Source organism: Aquimarina macrocephali JAMB N27 (assembly GCF_000520995.1).
Lineage (GTDB): Bacteria > Bacteroidota > Bacteroidia > Flavobacteriales > Flavobacteriaceae > Aquimarina > Aquimarina macrocephali.
The window spans coordinates 35,466-51,726 of the sequence record NZ_JACA01000036.1 but is presented as its reverse complement, the minus strand read 5'-3'; the positions used below and the strand labels follow the sequence as shown (position 1 = coordinate 51,726).

Sequence of the window (16,261 nt, the reverse complement as noted above, 5' to 3'; positions counted from 1 at the left end):
ATTCCATTAAGATATTCTGGAAGTTTTGAATGTTGAGATTTGGATTTTAATTTTTTAAAAAAATTAATTATGGCAAAAGACATAAAATTTGACATAGAAGCACGTGACGGTATCAAACGTGGTGTAGATGCATTAGCTAATGCGGTAAAAGTAACTTTAGGACCTAAAGGTCGTAATGTAATTATCAGTAAATCTTTTGGAGCTCCCACAGTAACCAAAGATGGTGTTTCTGTAGCTAAAGAAGTTGAACTTGAGGATGCTCTTGAGAATATGGGAGCACAAATGGTAAAAGAAGTAGCTTCTAAGACGAATGATCTTGCAGGAGATGGTACTACCACAGCAACAGTATTAGCACAAGCTATCGTAAAAGAAGGGCTTAAGAATGTAGCAGCTGGCGCAAATCCAATGGATCTTAAGCGTGGTATTGATAAAGCTGTAAAAGCGATCACAGAAGATCTTTCAAAACAAACAAAAGAAGTAGGTGACTCTTCTGATAAAATCAAACAAGTAGCAGCTATTTCTGCTAACAATGATGAAACTATTGGAGATCTTATTGCCAAAGCTTTTGAGAAAGTTGGTAAAGAAGGAGTAATCACAGTAGAAGAAGCAAAAGGAACAGATACCACTGTAGATATCGTAGAAGGAATGCAATTTGATAGAGGATACCTTTCTCCATACTTTGTGACCAACAGCGAAAAAATGACAGCTGATCTGGAAACACCATATATCTTACTTTATGACAAGAAGATTTCTGCTATGAAAGACCTTCTTCCTGTCTTAGAGCCTGTTGCTCAAACTGGAAAACCACTTTTGATCATCGCAGAAGATGTAGATGGAGAAGCATTAGCAACACTTGTAGTAAATAAACTACGTGGAGCACTTAAAATTGCAGCTGTAAAAGCTCCAGGTTTTGGAGACAGACGTAAAGCAATGTTAGAAGATATTGCTATCCTAACAGGAGGTACTGTAATTTCTGAAGAGCGTGGTTTTACATTAGAAAACACTACTATTGAGCACTTAGGTACTGCTGAAAAAGTGGCTATTGATAAGGATAACACTACTGTAGTTAATGGTTCTGGTGATAATGATTTAATCAAAAACAGAGTAAATCAAATCAAAGCACAAATAGAAACTACTACTTCTGACTATGACAAAGAGAAGCTACAAGAGCGTTTAGCAAAGTTAGCTGGTGGTGTTGCCGTACTATATGTAGGTGCTGCTTCTGAAGTAGAAATGAAAGAAAAGAAAGACCGTGTAGATGATGCACTTCATGCTACTCGTGCTGCTGTAGAAGAAGGTATTGTTGCCGGTGGTGGTGTTGCCTTGGTAAGAGCTAAAGCTGTATTAGACAAAGTAAAAACCGAGAACGCTGATGAGGCTACAGGTGTACAAATTGTAAACCGTGCAATCGAATCACCACTTAGAACAATTGTAGAAAATGCTGGAGGCGAAGGGTCTGTAGTAATTTCTAAAGTTCTTGAAGGTAAAGACAATTTTGGATATGATGCCAAATCTGAAGATTATGTAGATATGCTAAAAGCAGGAATCATCGATCCTAAAAAGGTAACACGTATAGCTCTTGAAAATGCAGCTTCTGTATCAGGTATGATTCTTACTACAGAATGTGCACTAATAGACATTAAAGAAGATGCTCCAGCCGGAGGTGCAATGCCACCAATGGGCGGAGGTATGCCAGGAATGATGTAGTCGTCCGGCGACAGCAAAAATATTTAGCAAGTTTGTGAATATAAATTTGTTAAGAGTACAAAACCCCATTCTGAAAATTCAGGATGGGGTTTTCTTTTACCGAAAAGGCAATCTTTAAACTTGTCTAATACTAAGAATATTGTTTCATAATACCTTCTACCAACTCTGCCGTCTTTTTATGTTTCTCCTTAGCTAATAATTGCTTTGGAGGAGCCATCCTAACTTCACAATCTACCAGCGAACATGATTCGCAAGTGACTCCTACTTTTTCCTCTAATATTTTTGCATCATTAACAAAATTGATTTTTTTCTCTAGAGTAGAGGACTTTAAAAATCCAATTCCAATACTACGATAATAGTCTTTTCTAAAAGGGTCCTTTGTTGCCGAAGTAAATACCAGGTATTGCTGGTCTGTATCTACATAATCAGAGATTTGGATATTAAACGCGTAATCCAAATCCTCAGTAGCTGTATGCTGTAAAATCTTTATAGCCATCCACCGTCTACAGTAATGCTCATTCACCTCATTAGCATGAGGTTGCTGTTGATGTGTGATGTGCAGCTCTTTAACCAAATTAAACTTCTCTGCCCCTAGTTTATGAGTAAACCGGAGAAAGAATACATTTTGCATACCAAAATCTTTTGGCAATACATTGGTAAGACGTTGATAAAAAGATTCTGGAGAAGCGTTGTACAATTTCATAATCTTATGAAAAGCTTTCTCAGAAAATCGTTTCATTGAAAATAACTCTTTAAGATGTTCTTTCAAATGAGCTCTGGGAATAATTAAGGCTCCAGCAAAGTACGACGCATAAAAATTATGTAACACTTCTTCAAAATTATCATACTTTATCCATGAAAAGGTATAAGGTCTTTCGGTAATTTCCAGATATTGATACCCTAGCTCCTTAGCATAAATAAAAGTTTTTTGAGCTTCATCTACTCGATCTGATAGTAAAAGTGTTTTAGTAGATGGCACAAATACCGATCTCAGGTTATCCAATTCTTCCTGTTTAGGAATCCCGGCGGCATTAATTGTATACCCATATTCTTCTTTAAGAATATCCTCTAAATCAGCCGAAGTAATTTTTCCGCCTAAATCCAACTGATATGAGTTTGCACATCGTACAGCCTTATCTTCAAGGTCTTTAAAAAAGTTATTATGTGCCTCTTGATAAGATCGCAATGAAGCCAGATAAAAACCTTCTCTGCTCATATTATAATGCTGTGCAATCTCAATAATCGTACTTATAAATGCATTAACTTTTGATGGTGCATTTGCTATAATATCAATTAAATCGCTTTGCTGTATCCCGAACAGTTCTAACGGAATCTCATCTAATATCCCAGATTGCAAAATTTCACCAATAGGTGCCAGATTTTTATCCAATTTTAGAGAAACCAAATTATCATAAGGAACATCAAATGTCTCAGCAAGTTTGATAATTTTATCTGTCTTAGGGTACTTTTTTCCTTTTTCTATTTCATTTAAATACGATTTAGAAAGTCCGCATAACTTCGATAATCCAAAAAGAGATAAATCCTTCTCTGTTCGTATCTGCTTGATTTTCAGGCCAAAAATCAATCTAATATATTCTTCTGCTATTGCCATAAGTTCAAAAGTAACCATTTTTGCGTAATTCTCGAAAAAACAAAAAGTTCACATTTAGCGAACGTTCGCTTGTTTTATAAAAAACTTTTTTATAATATTGTTCACTCAAACGATATTAGTCATGGAAGCCCATAATGGGTATTAAGAAAAATCATCATTGACAGGCGCATTATATCAATAGATTAACCAGTCATTTAAATTTTTAAACAGATGGAAATTCAAACAAACCTTAGTCAGAAAATTAGCTTCGCCAAAGAAGTTAAAAACTACCATCCCGAAATATTGACCGATGGAGCCCTGATCTTTTTAGAAGCCTTACAAAATCGTTTTAATGAAAGGCGATTAGTCCTTTTAAAAAACCGTGAAAGCCAACAACAACTATTTGATTTGGGAACTCACCCTTCTTTTCCAGAAAACACCAAGGAGATTCGCAATAGCGAATGGGCAGCCGCACCAATTCCTATGGATCTACAAGATCGAAGAGTCGAAATCACAGGGCCTGTTGAGAGAAAAATGGTAATTAACGCTTTAAACTCTGGCGCCAAAACATTTATGGCCGACTTCGAGGATAGCAATACTCCCCTTTGGGAAAACTGTCTTCAAGGACAAAAAAACTTGAAAGATGCGGTTAACAAAACTATTTCGTTTTATAACCCAAAAAGAGACAAAACCTATAAGCTCAATGAAAAAACAGCCACATTAATCGTAAGACCCAGAGGTTTACATCTTAACGAAAAACACCTTTTAACAAAAGGAGAAGAAATATCTGCTTCCCTATTTGATTTTGCTTTGTATCTGTTTCATAACAATGAACAGCTTAAAGAAAACGGTACTGGACCTTATTATTACATCCCTAAACTAGAGCATTTTACCGAAGCTATATGGTGGAATGATGTGATTGATTTTTCTGAAGAATATTTAGGTATGGAACACGGAACAGTAAAAGTGACTGTTTTGGTAGAAACTATTACAGCAAGTTTTCAACTCGATGAAATTATCTATGCATTAAAAGATCATATCGTTGGATTGAATTGCGGAAGATGGGATTATATTTTCAGCTACATTAAAAAATTAAGAAATCATCCAGGATTCGTAGTTCCAGATCGTGCCCAGGTAACAATGACCAGCCCTTTTATGGATGCATATAGCAAGCTGGTAATTCAAAGATGTCATAAAAGGAATATCCTGGCAATAGGTGGTATGGCTGCACAAATCCCGATTAAAGAAGACGAAGACAGAAATGCAATTGCTTATGCCAAAGTACAAGCCGATAAAGAACGAGAAGTAAAAAACGGTCATGACGGCACATGGGTAGCACATCCAGGACTGGTAGCATTGGCAATGCGTGTATTTGATACTCATATGCCAAACCCTAATCAAATGGATGTTAAACGTGATGATATAAACATTACCGAAAATGATCTTTTAGCGATCCCAAAAGGTACCATTACCGAAAAAGGAATACGGCAAAATATTAATGTAGGAATTCATTATATCGCAACCTGGTTAGGAGGTAATGGAGCAGTAGCACTATACCATCTAATGGAAGATGCAGCTACTGCAGAAATTAGCAGAACTCAAATATGGCAATGGCTACAACAGGAAGTGACTTTAGATGACGGCAGAACACTCAATAACTCGTTATTTAACAGTCTTTTTAAAGATGAACTTAAGGTAATTAAAAAGCAGGTAGGAAGTTCACTCTTCGAAACCGAAAATTATCAAAATGCCATCCAGATTTTCGAAAAACTGGTAACATCTGATGAGTTTGAAGAATTCCTCACCAATAGAGCATATCAATACATATAAAATAAATCAATATATAGTAAAATCAATAAGTCATGAACACAGAACAAAGAATAGAAGAATTGATTATCGATTGGACTACAAATCCAAGATGGAAAAATGTAGAACGTCCGTATACTGCCGAAGAAGTAGTAAAATTACAAGGATCATACAAAATCGAACATAGTGTAGCCAAACAAGGTTCGGAAAAACTATGGATGAAATTAAAAACACAGGGGTTTATAGCGGGATTAGGTGCGCTAACAGGTAATCAGGCAGTACAGGAAGTAGAAGCTGGGTTAGAAGCTATATATTTAAGCGGATGGCAGGTGGCTGCAGATGCTAATCTTGCAGGGCAAATGTATCCGGATCAATCTCTATACCCTGTTAATAGTGTTCCGCAAGTAGTAAAGAGAATCAATAACGCTTTGCTAAGAGCAGATCAAATACAAGTAGTAAATGGTGAAGAAAACAAAAAGGATTATTTAGTTCCTATCGTAGCAGATGCCGAAGCTGGTTTTGGAGGAAACCTAAATGCTTTTGAATTGATGAAATCTATGATTGAGTCGGGCGCCAGTGGAGTTCATTTTGAGGATCAATTAAGTTCTGCAAAAAAGTGTGGGCACCTTGGTGGAAAAGTATTAGTTCCCACTCAGGAGGCGATTAACAAATTAGTAGCAGCTCGTCTTGCTGCAGATGTAATGGGAGTACCAGCAGTTATTATTGCGCGTACCGATGCCGATGCAGCCAATTTATTGACCAGTGATGTAGACGAACGTGACAGAAAGTTTGTTACAGGAGAACGCACAGATGAAGGTTTCTTTCATGTAAATAACGGAATAGAGCAAGGTATAGACAGAGGACTATCATATGCGCCATATGCGGATCTAATTTGGATGGAAACCAGTAATCCAGATTTAGAACAAGCTCGTAAATTTGCTGAAGCTATCCATGCCAAATATCCAGATCAAATGCTGGCGTACAATTGTTCTCCTTCTTTTAATTGGGCTGCAAAGCTTTCTGTTTCAGAAATGGAAACATTTAGAGAAGAGTTAGCCGCCATGGGATATAAATTTCAATTTATTACTCTTGCAGGATTTCATGCATTAAACACAAGTATGTTTGAATTATCTAAAGCATATAAAGAAAGAGGAATGGCAGGCTATTCTGAATTACAAGAAAGGGAATTTGCGCTACAAAAAGATGGATTTCGCGCAGTAAAACATCAAGGATTTGTAGGCACTACCTATTTTGATGCTGTACAAAATACAGTAACTGCAGGTAAAGCTTCGACTGTTGCTATGGAAGGCAGCACAGAAGTCAAGCAGTTCTAAATACAAAGCATGATTTTTCCGATTTTTACAATTATTGTGCTCTAAAAACGGCATTCATTAAGATGAGTGTCGTTTTTTTTAGTCATTGCCTACCTCAGGTATTAATCACATTTCCACTTGAAATCCGATATTTTATACTTTGTATTTCCTTTAAAATTATAGTGCCACCATTCTGTTTTTATAGTCTTAAAGCCATGCTTCTCCATAGCTTCCCTTAATAGCTTACGATGTCCAAGTACCGTTTGCGAAAGTGAGCTGTAAGAATGATGTGCTTTTTTTCCAAAATGGTCAAAGTCTGTACCCATATCAACATGCCCACCTGCTGATCTGACTAAAGTAATATCTACAGCTGCTCCTCTATTATGCACTGATCCCCCCTTAGGATCTGCAACATATCCAGGATTAGGAAAAATCTTCCACATTTTTTTCTGCACACTGTATGGGCGATAGCAGTCAAAAAATTGTATTCTATACCCTTGAGCAAGTAAATCATTATTTACCTTTATAAGTGCTTCTGCCACATCTTTTCTAACAAAGCATTTGGCACAAGAATAGACTTTTTCCTTTAAAAAATTATCAGAAGTAGCATATTTCATATCCAAAATAAACTCACTAGACATGCTCTCTATGTTTACAAAATCTTTATCATTTGAAGTGACTTGTATACTCGGCCCACCGATAAGCATTACTATCGAATCTTTTTTTCTGAGCATACTCTGTTCAACTTTTTTTCCCCGTAACTGTAGTGCTTTAGATTTTTCTATAAGAGCAACCGTCCGGGCTGTAGGCCCAGAAACTATTTTTGCTTCACTACAGGAAAAAAAGAGTACAGAAAAAATCAACAAGACTAATTTTTTCTCAATCATATCCTTTTTGTTTTATCCCAATTACAATACTAATCCAGTACATTTTTAATATCACCGATTTCCCTCAAAATTAGTTTATCTACGTACTTGATTTCTTTAAATATAATCAATATTTCTATCATAAGTATTTTCTTACTTCTCTATAGACAAAATATTTTTTATATTTTATATTAAAATAACATGAATTCACCTGTTATTTAAACGTCTTTTCTACACTTCCGCAGACAAGCATCCCTTTTCCATAATACGGATTTCTAACCTCTTCAGAATCAGATAACCAATATCCTCCTTCTCCATCAAATGCCATAGGACAGAACTGCTTATACACTTCTCCCGATGTAATTTCAGCGTTACCAACTAGTTTTTCCACTTCACTAGTTAATGTAACAAAAAAATCACGTTGCTTTTTAATGTCTTTGGTTAGTGAAATGAGTTTTGAAACTGCTTTAAGTTGCACATTCTCTTCTGAATCTTCAATAACAGCTTCTAATTTTTTTGTTTCTACCTGTACAACATCACTTTTAGAATTTACCAAAGCAGCCTTTACAGATAGATACAAACCATATATTTCTTGAATTTTCACATCAGAAAACTTAACTTCTGATCTAGAATCTGTCTTATTATAATCTACAGTTTCATTTACACTTTCATCAATAATAACCGATTCGGGCTTCTTGTCTTTATTACAAGATATGACCGCTAGAGCCATAAACACTACTACTACAAAAAATCTTCCTGTTGTTTTCAAAACACTATATATGTAATTATATATTAAAAATTAATCTAGTTTCTTTACTATTAAGGCATCAAAAATACTCTATATATAAAACAATCACCAATGCATTTTTATTTTTTGAAAGATTTTTTAACAAAACAATACCATTCTAAATAAGAGGCTTTTATAATTTTTTTAGATATTTTTGCCGGGAAAAAATTGTACAGGAATGCTTTTTGAAGATTTAAAACCCCAAGTTACTCATATACTTAAAGATAATGATGAATCTGTCACAGATAGATTGTATATGATTTGCAAACTACTTAAAGAAAATATAGACCACTATGACTGGGTTGGTTTTTATTTTAAAAACCAAGATAAAGAAGAGTTAAAGCTACGCACATATGTTGGCGAAAAAACAGATCACGAAATCATTCCCTTTGGAAAAGGAATCTGTGGTCAGGTTGCTATTTCTAATGAGAATTTTGTGGTTCCGGATGTGCAAGCGCAAAATAATTATATTGCATGCAGCCTAACTGTTAAATCCGAAATCGTAGTCCCTCTATTCAAGAACGGAGAAAATATCGGCCAGATTGATATTGACTCTGAGAGCTCAGATCCATTTACAGAAAAAGATGAGCGATTTTTAGAATTTGTAAATCAAGAAGTTGCTAAAATCCTTTAATTATTGTTCCTTCGTTGGTGCGAATATTAAATCATTTTACATATGAAAATCTTAGTCACGGGGGGATTGGGGTTTATTGGTTCTCACACCGTTGTAGAGTTACAAAACAAAGGGTATGAAGTTGTTGTTATTGACAATTGTTCGAATTCATCACCCGATGTGATTAAAGGAATTTGTGAAATCACAGGAAAAGATCTTGTTTTTGAAAAATTTGATCTTAGAGAAAAGGATAAGGTTCAAGAGTTCTTTAAACGTCATAATGACATAGAAGGGGTTATTCATTTTGCAGCATCAAAAGCCGTAGGTGAAAGCGTAGAAAAACCTTTATTATACTATGAGAATAATTTATCGACTCTGGTATATATCCTGCAACAATTAGCCGACAAAGCATCGGCTAGTTTTATTTTTAGTTCTTCCTGCACTGTATATGGCCAAGCAGATGAGTTACCAATCACAGAAGATGCCCCGGTTAAAACAGCAGAATCTCCTTACGGAAACACAAAACAGATTGGAGAAGAGATCATAAGAGATACCTGCAAAGTACACCCAGCCTTAAAAGCTATTGCTTTACGTTATTTTAATCCAATTGGAGCGCATCCTTCGGCAGAAATCGGAGAACTACCTATTGGGGTTCCTCAAAACCTGATTCCTTTTATTACACAAACTGCAATAGGACTAAGAGAGCAATTGTCTGTGTTTGGTGATGATTACCCTACATCAGACGGAACTTGCATTAGAGACTACATACATGTCGTAGATCTTGCAAAAGCTCACGTAGTAGCCTTACAACGATTGCTAGACGGTAAGAATGCATCTAATTACGAAGTATTTAATGTAGGCACCGGAACAGGAAGTTCTGTTCTTGAAGTTATACAATCCTTTGAAAAAGTATCTAAGGAAAAATTAAATTATAAAATTGTAGAAAGAAGAGAAGGCGATATCACAGCAGCCTATGCAGATACTACTAAAGCAAATAATGAACTAGGATGGAAAGCAAAAAGTAGTTTAGACGATTCTCTTACTTCTGCCTGGAAATGGGAACAAAAGGTTAGAGGTTAGAGGTTAGAGGTTAGAGGTTAGAAACAAAAAATTAGAACTGATAAAATAAAAAATCCTGAAGAATAATTCTTCAGGATTTTTTATTTTATCATATCAATCTACTATATCTTCTAGTAGAATTTAGATCTCTTATCTTCTATTTCTGCAGCCTCTTTAAGTGCTTCAAAAACTTTAGTATTAACTGCTCCTGTCTGAGTTTTAGAAGCTTGTGATGCATAGCTCATGTATGTATCTAAACCACTGGCTGGTGTTTTCTTAGTTACTTCTATAACATACACTCCATTATTACCAACAATAGGACCAGACATCTTTCCTGATTCTAAAGCAAAGGCTGCTCCCACTACTTTTGGTTCAGTTCCCGCTCCACCAATAGTTGGAGTTTTCATGGTTAATGCAGAAGCAACTTTCACAGTTTGCCCTTGACTTTGAGCGATTGCATCAAGTGCGCTACCAGAAATTTTACTTTTTAATTTTTCTGCCTTCTTTTCTTTAACCAAGATTGGTTTTATAGTTAAACTTGCATCTTCTACTTTCATTGATCCCTCATCTTCTTTTTCAGTTAATTGAACTACCGCATAACCTTCAGGAATATCAAAGCGTTTTATTTCACCTACTTTAGATTCCTCGTTAAAAGCCCATTGCACAATTGCTCTTCTAGCTCCTAACCCAGGAATATTTTCATCTAATTCTTTGATTTTATTTACTGGTCGTACAGCTAATTCATTTTCTTTAGAAACTTCCTCAAAATCTTTATCTCTAGCTGAAATCTGAAATTTGGTTGTTTCAGTAAAAATAGCATTGATAGTTTTTTCACTTGGCTCAACCTTTTGAGCTACTGTAGCTACTTTTATAGCTTTTTGCTCATTTTTTTGATCTTCTATATTTATAATATGATATCCAAATTGTGTTTCTATAATTCCCTGATCTCCAGTTTTGTTTTCGAAACAATAATCATTAAAAGCAGGAACCATTCTACCTGGTGAGAAATACCCAAGATCCCCTCCTTTATCTTTACTAGAAGTATCTGCAGAGAATTGTGTTGCCAGCGCCGAGAATTGTGTATTATCTGCTTTGGTTACTGCAATAATACTATCTGCTAAGGTCTTTGCTTCTTCTTTAGTTCGTTTTGTATCACCTGCAGTACCTAATCCAGCCCAAGAAACCAAAATATGACTTGCTTTAACCGAGTCTGGTATTTGCTTTTGCGCAACTACCTTTGAAATTTTAATATAATCTCCATCTTTATATGGACCATACACATCTCCTATACCAAGGTTATAAATTGTATCTGCCTCTGTAGTTGGTAAATCTTTTTTAAACTTAAATCCACCATCAAACTTTACAGCAGAATTTTGATTTACAAACTCTTCTGCATCTTTTACATCAATATTTTTGAATCCCAAAATCGAATCATTCGTTTTGGTTGCTTCATTAAATTCTACTTTATCATCTAATAATGCAGCTACTTCTGCTTTTACCTGATTCTCATCTTCTTCGCTAGGAACTTCATTAAATAACACATAACGTATACTTCTTGAAGCTTCTGCTTTATATTGATCTTTATGAGCATCGATATACGCTTTAATTTCTGCATCAGTCACCTCTACTTCTGTATCTTCAATACTTGAAAACGGAAGTTGTACATATTTGATATCTACATTGTCGTTTTCCATTTTATAAGCCAGCTCTCCTTCTTTTAGAGTAGATCCTACACCAGCTTTAATCATATTAAGATAAGTTTGCTCTCTAGCACCTTTACTTACAGAAACTTCAAAATCTAACCATTGTTGATATGCTTGTGGCGAAGTAGCTTTTACATTAGCAACATACTCTTGCATTTTGGCTTTATCAAAAACTCCAGCTTCGTTTAAAAATGTAGGGTTACTTGCTAATGATTCTTCTAACAATTGGTTTACCTGATCTTCTCCTACTCTAATATTTAGCTCTTCGAATTGCTCTTCAAAAACTGTTTCTCTCAATTCTTGATTCCACACATAATTTACTGCCTGGATGCTTGATGTTCCTCCTCCAAAACTTCTTGATGCTAGTTCTACTTTTCTAGCAAACTCAGTTCGATCAATATCTTTTCCGTTTATTGTTGCAATCGTATTTTCAGCTTTCTGGGAAATGGCTCCTCCATTACGAATCAAATCCGCTAACACAAAAGAGAAAAGTGCTAGTGCAATGATTACGATTAGAAAAACCGAACGCTGTCTGATTTTATTTAAAACTGCCATGGTATTTTATAATTTATTCAAAATATAGTGGGCGAAAGTACCATTTTATTGTAATAATACCAATTAAAAAACTGAAAGTCTTATGAAGTTTTAACTCTTTCAGTTTTTAATATACAATAGTCCGGTTTTTACGTACTTTTATTACTTTAAAAAATTTGGTTTTTTTGTCTTAAAACACCTAAAACTATCAAAAGCTGAGCTGTCGCATATGTAACCATAATCCATATGTTACTCATAGGTAAAGGCTGGTAAAACATTGTAACTGCTAAAATGCTATCAGAGATCATAAAAAACAAAGAGCCTATAAAAACCATGAGATAACTTATCTGAGAAACACGCTTCTCTCTTAGATATGATGCATTTGACATTAATAAAATTACTATCATATACACCATCACAGGAAACAACATATCTCCTAGCCCAGGGTATAACAAATAAAACAAGCCTACACCATACGCAACTGTTAGCACAAGAAACACCTTATTTTTTTTATGCTTATTATGTTTTTTAAGAAAGACCAAAATATACATTACATGTGCCAACAAAAACATAACTAAACCTGCAATAAAGAAAAGTTGAGATTGTATGACAAATAAAAGCAGTACATCTCCGGCTAAAGAAAACAACAAGGCCAATATCATTAATCTAAATATAGAAATACCGAGGCCTTTTCTACGTATTAAAAAGAAGGTGATTAATGAACCCAGAATTGAAGGTTTTGTAATACCTCTAAAGCTCGAATATGCATCATTACCACTACAAACCAAGTCACATATCACAATAATGATATAAACTATAATAAATACTACAACCCCCTGATTTTGTGTTTTTGTGCTCATCGCAACAGTATTATTAATCCTCTGGTATCACATGTAATTCTACAATCTCAATTTTAGTATTAGAAGTTTCTATAATTTTAATTTTGAAACCATCTATTTTTACCTCTTCACCTTGCTGAGGAATTTCTTCGGTATGGTTTACAATCATCCCTCCCAGTGTTTCATAGTTTTCATCTTCCGGAAGGTCTAACTTATAAGACTCGTTGATATGATCTACTTCTATTCTTGCAGAAAATCGATAGTCATTTTCTGATAATTGTTCTTCGATAAGCGCTATAGAATCATGCTCGTCTTCAATCTCACCAAAAAGCTCTTCTACAATATCTTCTACAGTAATAACACCACTGGTACCTCCATACTCATCGATCACTACAGCTATACTTTTACCTTTTTTGGTCAGAAGATTCAATACATCTTTAACAAACATTGTTTCTGGAACAAAAACCACTGGTAAAAGAATTGCCCTTAACGATTTAGGTTTTTTAAATAATTCAAAAGAATGTACATACCCAATAATATCGTCTACAGTATTATTATAAACAATTATTTTTGACAGACCTGTATCTATAAATAAGGTGCTTACTTCTTCTATTGATTGTAATTTTTCTACTCCTACTATCTCCGTTCTGGGAACCATTACTTCTCTTGACTTGACGTCTGAAAAGTCCAAAGCATTTTGAAAAATCTGGATTTCGCTATCAATTTCGTCATGCTCTTCGATAGTTTCCATTTGCTCATTTATATAATCTCCCAGTTCTGTTTTACTAAAAGCAAGTTGAACTTGATCTCCATCTGTTTTCAAAAATTTTTTTAGCACAAAATCAGAAACCCAAATTACAAATGATGAAATAGGTGTAAATACAACATAAAAGATATATGCCGGAAACGAAAAGGCTTTAAGTAATGTATTAGAATAAATCTGAAAGAACACTTTGGGTAAAAATTCTGCTGTAATTAGAATCACTAACGTCGAAATAGTTGTCTGCAGCAACAAAGTAACGCTACCTGCTATTTCAGGAAAATATCCTGCTATAACTTTCATCAATATTTCGCCCATATAAAACCCATATATAACCAATGCTACATTATTACCAACAAGCATGGTTGCAATAAATTTGGAAGGTTTTTTTGTTAAGCGAGCCAGAATATTTGAGATAAATCCTCCTTGTTTTTTCTCAATCTCTATGTGTATTTTATTAGAAGAAACATAGGCGATTTCCATTCCTGAAAAAAAAGCTGAAAGAATAAGAGAAAGAATAATAACAATGATATGTAATTCCATGAATTAGTCTTTGTTATTGGCGTCAAATCGTTTTCTAAAGTTTCTTTTAAAGAAAAACATAAAAATTGCGGCGATTGCAAAGAAAATATAAAGCATACTTCTTCCGCCTTCTTGTCCCCACTCTACATATGCTTCATAAATAAAAAAACACATGATAGCCAAATAGGCATACTCAAAAAATCTAAATACTTTCATCATAGTACTGGATTACTCCTCTATAAACATTACCCCATCATTTATTCGTGAATTCAAGATAGTAAAATCCTGATTAGCATCAAAACCATCTGCTTCATTAATTGTCCCATCTGGCAAATAACTTTTATAGGGTTGATCTGTGAATATCCAATTAATATTTTGATCCCAATATAACTGTTTGGCTTGTAAATGGGTACTATCAGCAGTTCGTATATCTACATTACCTCTCATATCGATTAGGCCTGTTTGCTCGTAAGAAATTGCATAATCTGAAGTAACTACACTTACTTTTCCTTCTTTATCAATGATATCTAACACGATACCTTCTGGGAATTCATGGTACACAAAAGATTTGTTAGAATAATCTAATATTTTTGATGTTTTAAGTATTGCTGTAAGTCTTCCTGAATCTGTATATTTAAGATTTACCTCATATCCCTCTGCAATAGGAGCGTCTTCTATACCTATATCTCCCAGATCATTTTTTGATGTTGATTGACATGAAAAAAACATTGTCACAGCAAATGCTGTGACAATGTTCATTATTGTATATATATTTTTATTCTGCATTATAGCTTTGGCACTCTAACCGTTTCACCAATCCAGCATCCAATACTTATAGATTTTTTTTCTGGGTTATTAAAGATATCAGTTTTTGTTGGTGCTTTAGCATGATAGTTAGCTGCAAACTTATTTGCGGTAGATCTTAAACTTGGATCTACTTTTCCTGCTCTTCTAGCATAGTTTTCTGCTAACCAATATACTGCTCTTTTGCTAAACACATCAGCTCCACAACTATTTGCACTACCTGCTATCATACTTGCAATTCTAAGGTAACAAACTCCCATAGATGGTCTATGCTTAAGTGTTTTTCTATAATAGGACCTAGCTTTACCTTTTGCTCCTTGCTTTTTAAGCATTTCTGCAATTTTGAAATATACTTTAGCCTTATCTCTAGATTTTTCTTCCATTTCTGCAGCTTGGTCATAGTATTTCCTTGCTGTAGTCATTTTTCTATCCTTTTGTGCTAAGATCCCTAAATAATATGCTGTTTTTGCTGATGGTTCTGCTTTATGTAAAGCCTCAACCAATTTAAAGAACAATGGATCTCCTGTACAGTCTTTTCCTGACATTCTTCCTGCAGCACCTTTTAACCAGCTAACATCTGTTTTTTTGGACTCAAACTGCCCAGTATAAAGAGGTATTAGATTTTTACAATCAGCTAACTCTCCAAGTTTCTGGTTAATTCCTGCTTTTACTTTACTAAAAGCAGTTAGGTTGATTCCTGAGTTTTTTAGTTTTCTTTTCTCTTTAGATGATAATGTAGTCCCTGCTTCTTCTTTTTCTGTAAGACCTGCTATTATTTCTGCCAATCTACTTTCTTCATTTTCTATCTTTTCTGTAATATCATCATATAGATCAAAAACTCCCTGAAGTTCTTTTTTCCCTTCACCATGAAGGTCTACAAAAAGAGAGAAATAGGTATATAATTTCTTAGGCCTTTTAAAGTTTTTCTTATCTTTTGTATATGCTATATCAAACTCTGCAAACTGACTTTCTTTGGTTCCGGTTTTATTATCATACATTAACTGACCTATATCAGAATGCATATCACCAATTTTAGTTTTTGCCGGGAAATATTGAAAACGCTCTTTCCATAGTTTAATTATTTCATTTGCAAGAGCAGATTTCTCTGCAGCAGAAGCTTTTTTATACTTAGCTACTAACAATTTTTGTCCAAATTGATATGTTGCGACACTATATGTAGGGCATTCTTTTCTCACTTTCCACAGAGGCTCCTCTGCAGCAGCATAATTCTTCACCTTAGCATGCTCATAAGCGATGGATGCTGTAGTTGCACAGTCTGTAGCCTGAGCACTTACTTTCGTAGTACTTAAAACTAATCCTGTTGCTATTATAAATAAAACTTTAGTATTCATAGCTG

Annotated in this window: 14 protein-coding genes; 5 read left to right on the top strand and 9 right to left on the bottom strand. The window is 34.6% G+C overall.

Annotation, left to right across the window (positions count from 1 at the left end; translation table 11 throughout):
- Positions 1 to 69 precede the first annotated feature (69 nt).
- Entirely contained in the window at positions 70 to 1,707 is a 1,638-nt protein-coding gene (gene groL, locus Z054_RS0119450; protein ID WP_024771711.1) for a chaperonin GroEL, read from the top strand.
- 130 nt (positions 1,708 to 1,837) lie between these two features.
- Here groL and Z054_RS0119445 read toward each other — a convergent pair whose 3' ends face one another.
- Positions 1,838 to 3,313: a helix-turn-helix domain-containing protein gene (locus Z054_RS0119445; RefSeq protein ID WP_024771710.1), complete on the bottom strand. Its 1,476-nt coding sequence runs from the start codon at positions 3,311 to 3,313 to the stop codon at positions 1,838 to 1,840.
- A gap of 216 nt (positions 3,314 to 3,529) precedes the next feature.
- On the opposite strand from Z054_RS0119445, the gene aceB reads away from it, so the two are divergent.
- Both aceB and aceA read left to right on the top strand, forming a co-directional pair.
- Entirely contained in the window at positions 3,530 to 5,128 is a 1,599-nt protein-coding gene (gene aceB / locus Z054_RS0119440) for a malate synthase A (RefSeq protein ID WP_024771709.1), read from the top strand.
- Between the two features lie 32 nt (positions 5,129 to 5,160).
- Positions 5,161 to 6,438 (top strand): isocitrate lyase, encoded by a 1,278-nt coding sequence (gene aceA / locus Z054_RS0119435; protein WP_024771708.1) that lies wholly within the window; start codon positions 5,161 to 5,163, stop codon positions 6,436 to 6,438.
- A 101-nt stretch (positions 6,439 to 6,539) separates the two neighbouring features.
- Here the strand turns inward: aceA and Z054_RS0119430 are convergent, their stop codons facing one another.
- Together Z054_RS0119430 and Z054_RS0119425 are read right to left on the bottom strand one after the other, a co-directional pair.
- Entirely contained in the window at positions 6,540 to 7,304 is a 765-nt protein-coding gene (locus Z054_RS0119430) for a M15 family metallopeptidase (RefSeq protein ID WP_024771707.1), read from the bottom strand.
- Positions 7,305 to 7,497: 193 nt separating this feature from the next.
- Positions 7,498 to 8,052, bottom strand: a complete 555-nt coding sequence (locus tag Z054_RS0119425) for a DUF3347 domain-containing protein (RefSeq protein ID WP_152538614.1) — start codon at positions 8,050 to 8,052, stop codon at positions 7,498 to 7,500.
- Between the two features lie 196 nt (positions 8,053 to 8,248).
- Here Z054_RS0119425 and Z054_RS0119420 point away from each other — a divergent pair, with 196 nt between their 5' ends.
- Both Z054_RS0119420 and galE read left to right on the top strand, forming a co-directional pair.
- Complete coding sequence (locus tag Z054_RS0119420; protein WP_024771705.1) at positions 8,249 to 8,704, top strand: GAF domain-containing protein; 456 nt, start codon at positions 8,249 to 8,251, stop codon at positions 8,702 to 8,704.
- 42 nt (positions 8,705 to 8,746) lie between these two features.
- Positions 8,747 to 9,763: a UDP-glucose 4-epimerase GalE gene (galE, locus tag Z054_RS0119415; protein ID WP_024771704.1), complete on the top strand. Its 1,017-nt coding sequence runs from the start codon at positions 8,747 to 8,749 to the stop codon at positions 9,761 to 9,763.
- 110 nt (positions 9,764 to 9,873) lie between these two features.
- On the opposite strand, the gene Z054_RS0119410 is transcribed toward galE, so the two are convergent.
- The 6 genes from Z054_RS0119410 to Z054_RS0119385 all read right to left on the bottom strand — a co-directional run bounded on the left by Z054_RS0119410 (position 9,874) and on the right by Z054_RS0119385 (position 16,256).
- Complete coding sequence (locus Z054_RS0119410) at positions 9,874 to 12,000, bottom strand: peptidylprolyl isomerase (RefSeq protein ID WP_024771703.1); 2,127 nt, start codon at positions 11,998 to 12,000, stop codon at positions 9,874 to 9,876.
- Between the two features lie 146 nt (positions 12,001 to 12,146).
- Positions 12,147 to 12,839 (bottom strand): lysoplasmalogenase, encoded by a 693-nt coding sequence (locus Z054_RS0119405; RefSeq protein WP_024771702.1) that lies wholly within the window; start codon positions 12,837 to 12,839, stop codon positions 12,147 to 12,149.
- Between the two features lie 13 nt (positions 12,840 to 12,852).
- On the bottom strand, positions 12,853 to 14,121 hold the full coding sequence (locus Z054_RS0119400) for a hemolysin family protein (protein ID WP_024771701.1): 1,269 nt from the start codon (positions 14,119 to 14,121) through the stop codon (positions 12,853 to 12,855).
- A 3-nt stretch (positions 14,122 to 14,124) separates the two neighbouring features.
- Positions 14,125 to 14,319: a hypothetical protein gene (locus tag Z054_RS0119395; RefSeq protein WP_024771700.1), complete on the bottom strand. Its 195-nt coding sequence runs from the start codon at positions 14,317 to 14,319 to the stop codon at positions 14,125 to 14,127.
- Positions 14,320 to 14,328: 9 nt separating this feature from the next.
- Positions 14,329 to 14,859 (bottom strand): LPS export ABC transporter periplasmic protein LptC, encoded by a 531-nt coding sequence (gene lptC, locus Z054_RS0119390; RefSeq protein ID WP_167549790.1) that lies wholly within the window; start codon positions 14,857 to 14,859, stop codon positions 14,329 to 14,331.
- Between the two features lie 26 nt (positions 14,860 to 14,885).
- Entirely contained in the window at positions 14,886 to 16,256 is a 1,371-nt protein-coding gene (locus Z054_RS0119385) for a tetratricopeptide repeat protein (RefSeq protein ID WP_024771698.1), read from the bottom strand.
- Positions 16,257 to 16,261 lie beyond the last annotated feature (5 nt).

What these genes read in the sequence shown, in the direction of transcription:
- groL (WP_024771711.1), top strand. Translation starts at nt 70, where the DNA reads ATGGCAAAAGACATAAAATTTGACATAGAAGCACGTGACGGTATCAAA.
- aceB (WP_024771709.1), top strand. Translation starts at nt 3,530, where the DNA reads ATGGAAATTCAAACAAACCTTAGTCAGAAAATTAGCTTCGCCAAAGAA.
- aceA (WP_024771708.1), top strand. Translation starts at nt 5,161, where the DNA reads ATGAACACAGAACAAAGAATAGAAGAATTGATTATCGATTGGACTACA.
- Z054_RS0119430 (WP_024771707.1), bottom strand. Translation starts at nt 7,304, where the DNA reads ATGATTGAGAAAAAATTAGTCTTGTTGATTTTTTCTGTACTCTTTTTT.
- Z054_RS0119420 (WP_024771705.1), top strand. Translation starts at nt 8,249, where the DNA reads ATGCTTTTTGAAGATTTAAAACCCCAAGTTACTCATATACTTAAAGAT.
- galE (WP_024771704.1), top strand. Translation starts at nt 8,747, where the DNA reads ATGAAAATCTTAGTCACGGGGGGATTGGGGTTTATTGGTTCTCACACC.
- Z054_RS0119410 (WP_024771703.1), bottom strand. Translation starts at nt 12,000, where the DNA reads ATGGCAGTTTTAAATAAAATCAGACAGCGTTCGGTTTTTCTAATCGTA.
- Z054_RS0119405 (WP_024771702.1), bottom strand. Translation starts at nt 12,839, where the DNA reads ATGAGCACAAAAACACAAAATCAGGGGGTTGTAGTATTTATTATAGTT.
- Z054_RS0119400 (WP_024771701.1), bottom strand. Translation starts at nt 14,121, where the DNA reads ATGGAATTACATATCATTGTTATTATTCTTTCTCTTATTCTTTCAGCT.
- Z054_RS0119395 (WP_024771700.1), bottom strand. Translation starts at nt 14,319, where the DNA reads ATGATGAAAGTATTTAGATTTTTTGAGTATGCCTATTTGGCTATCATG.
- lptC (WP_167549790.1), bottom strand. Translation starts at nt 14,859, where the DNA reads ATGAACATTGTCACAGCATTTGCTGTGACAATGTTTTTTTCATGTCAA.
- Z054_RS0119385 (WP_024771698.1), bottom strand. Translation starts at nt 16,256, where the DNA reads ATGAATACTAAAGTTTTATTTATAATAGCAACAGGATTAGTTTTAAGT.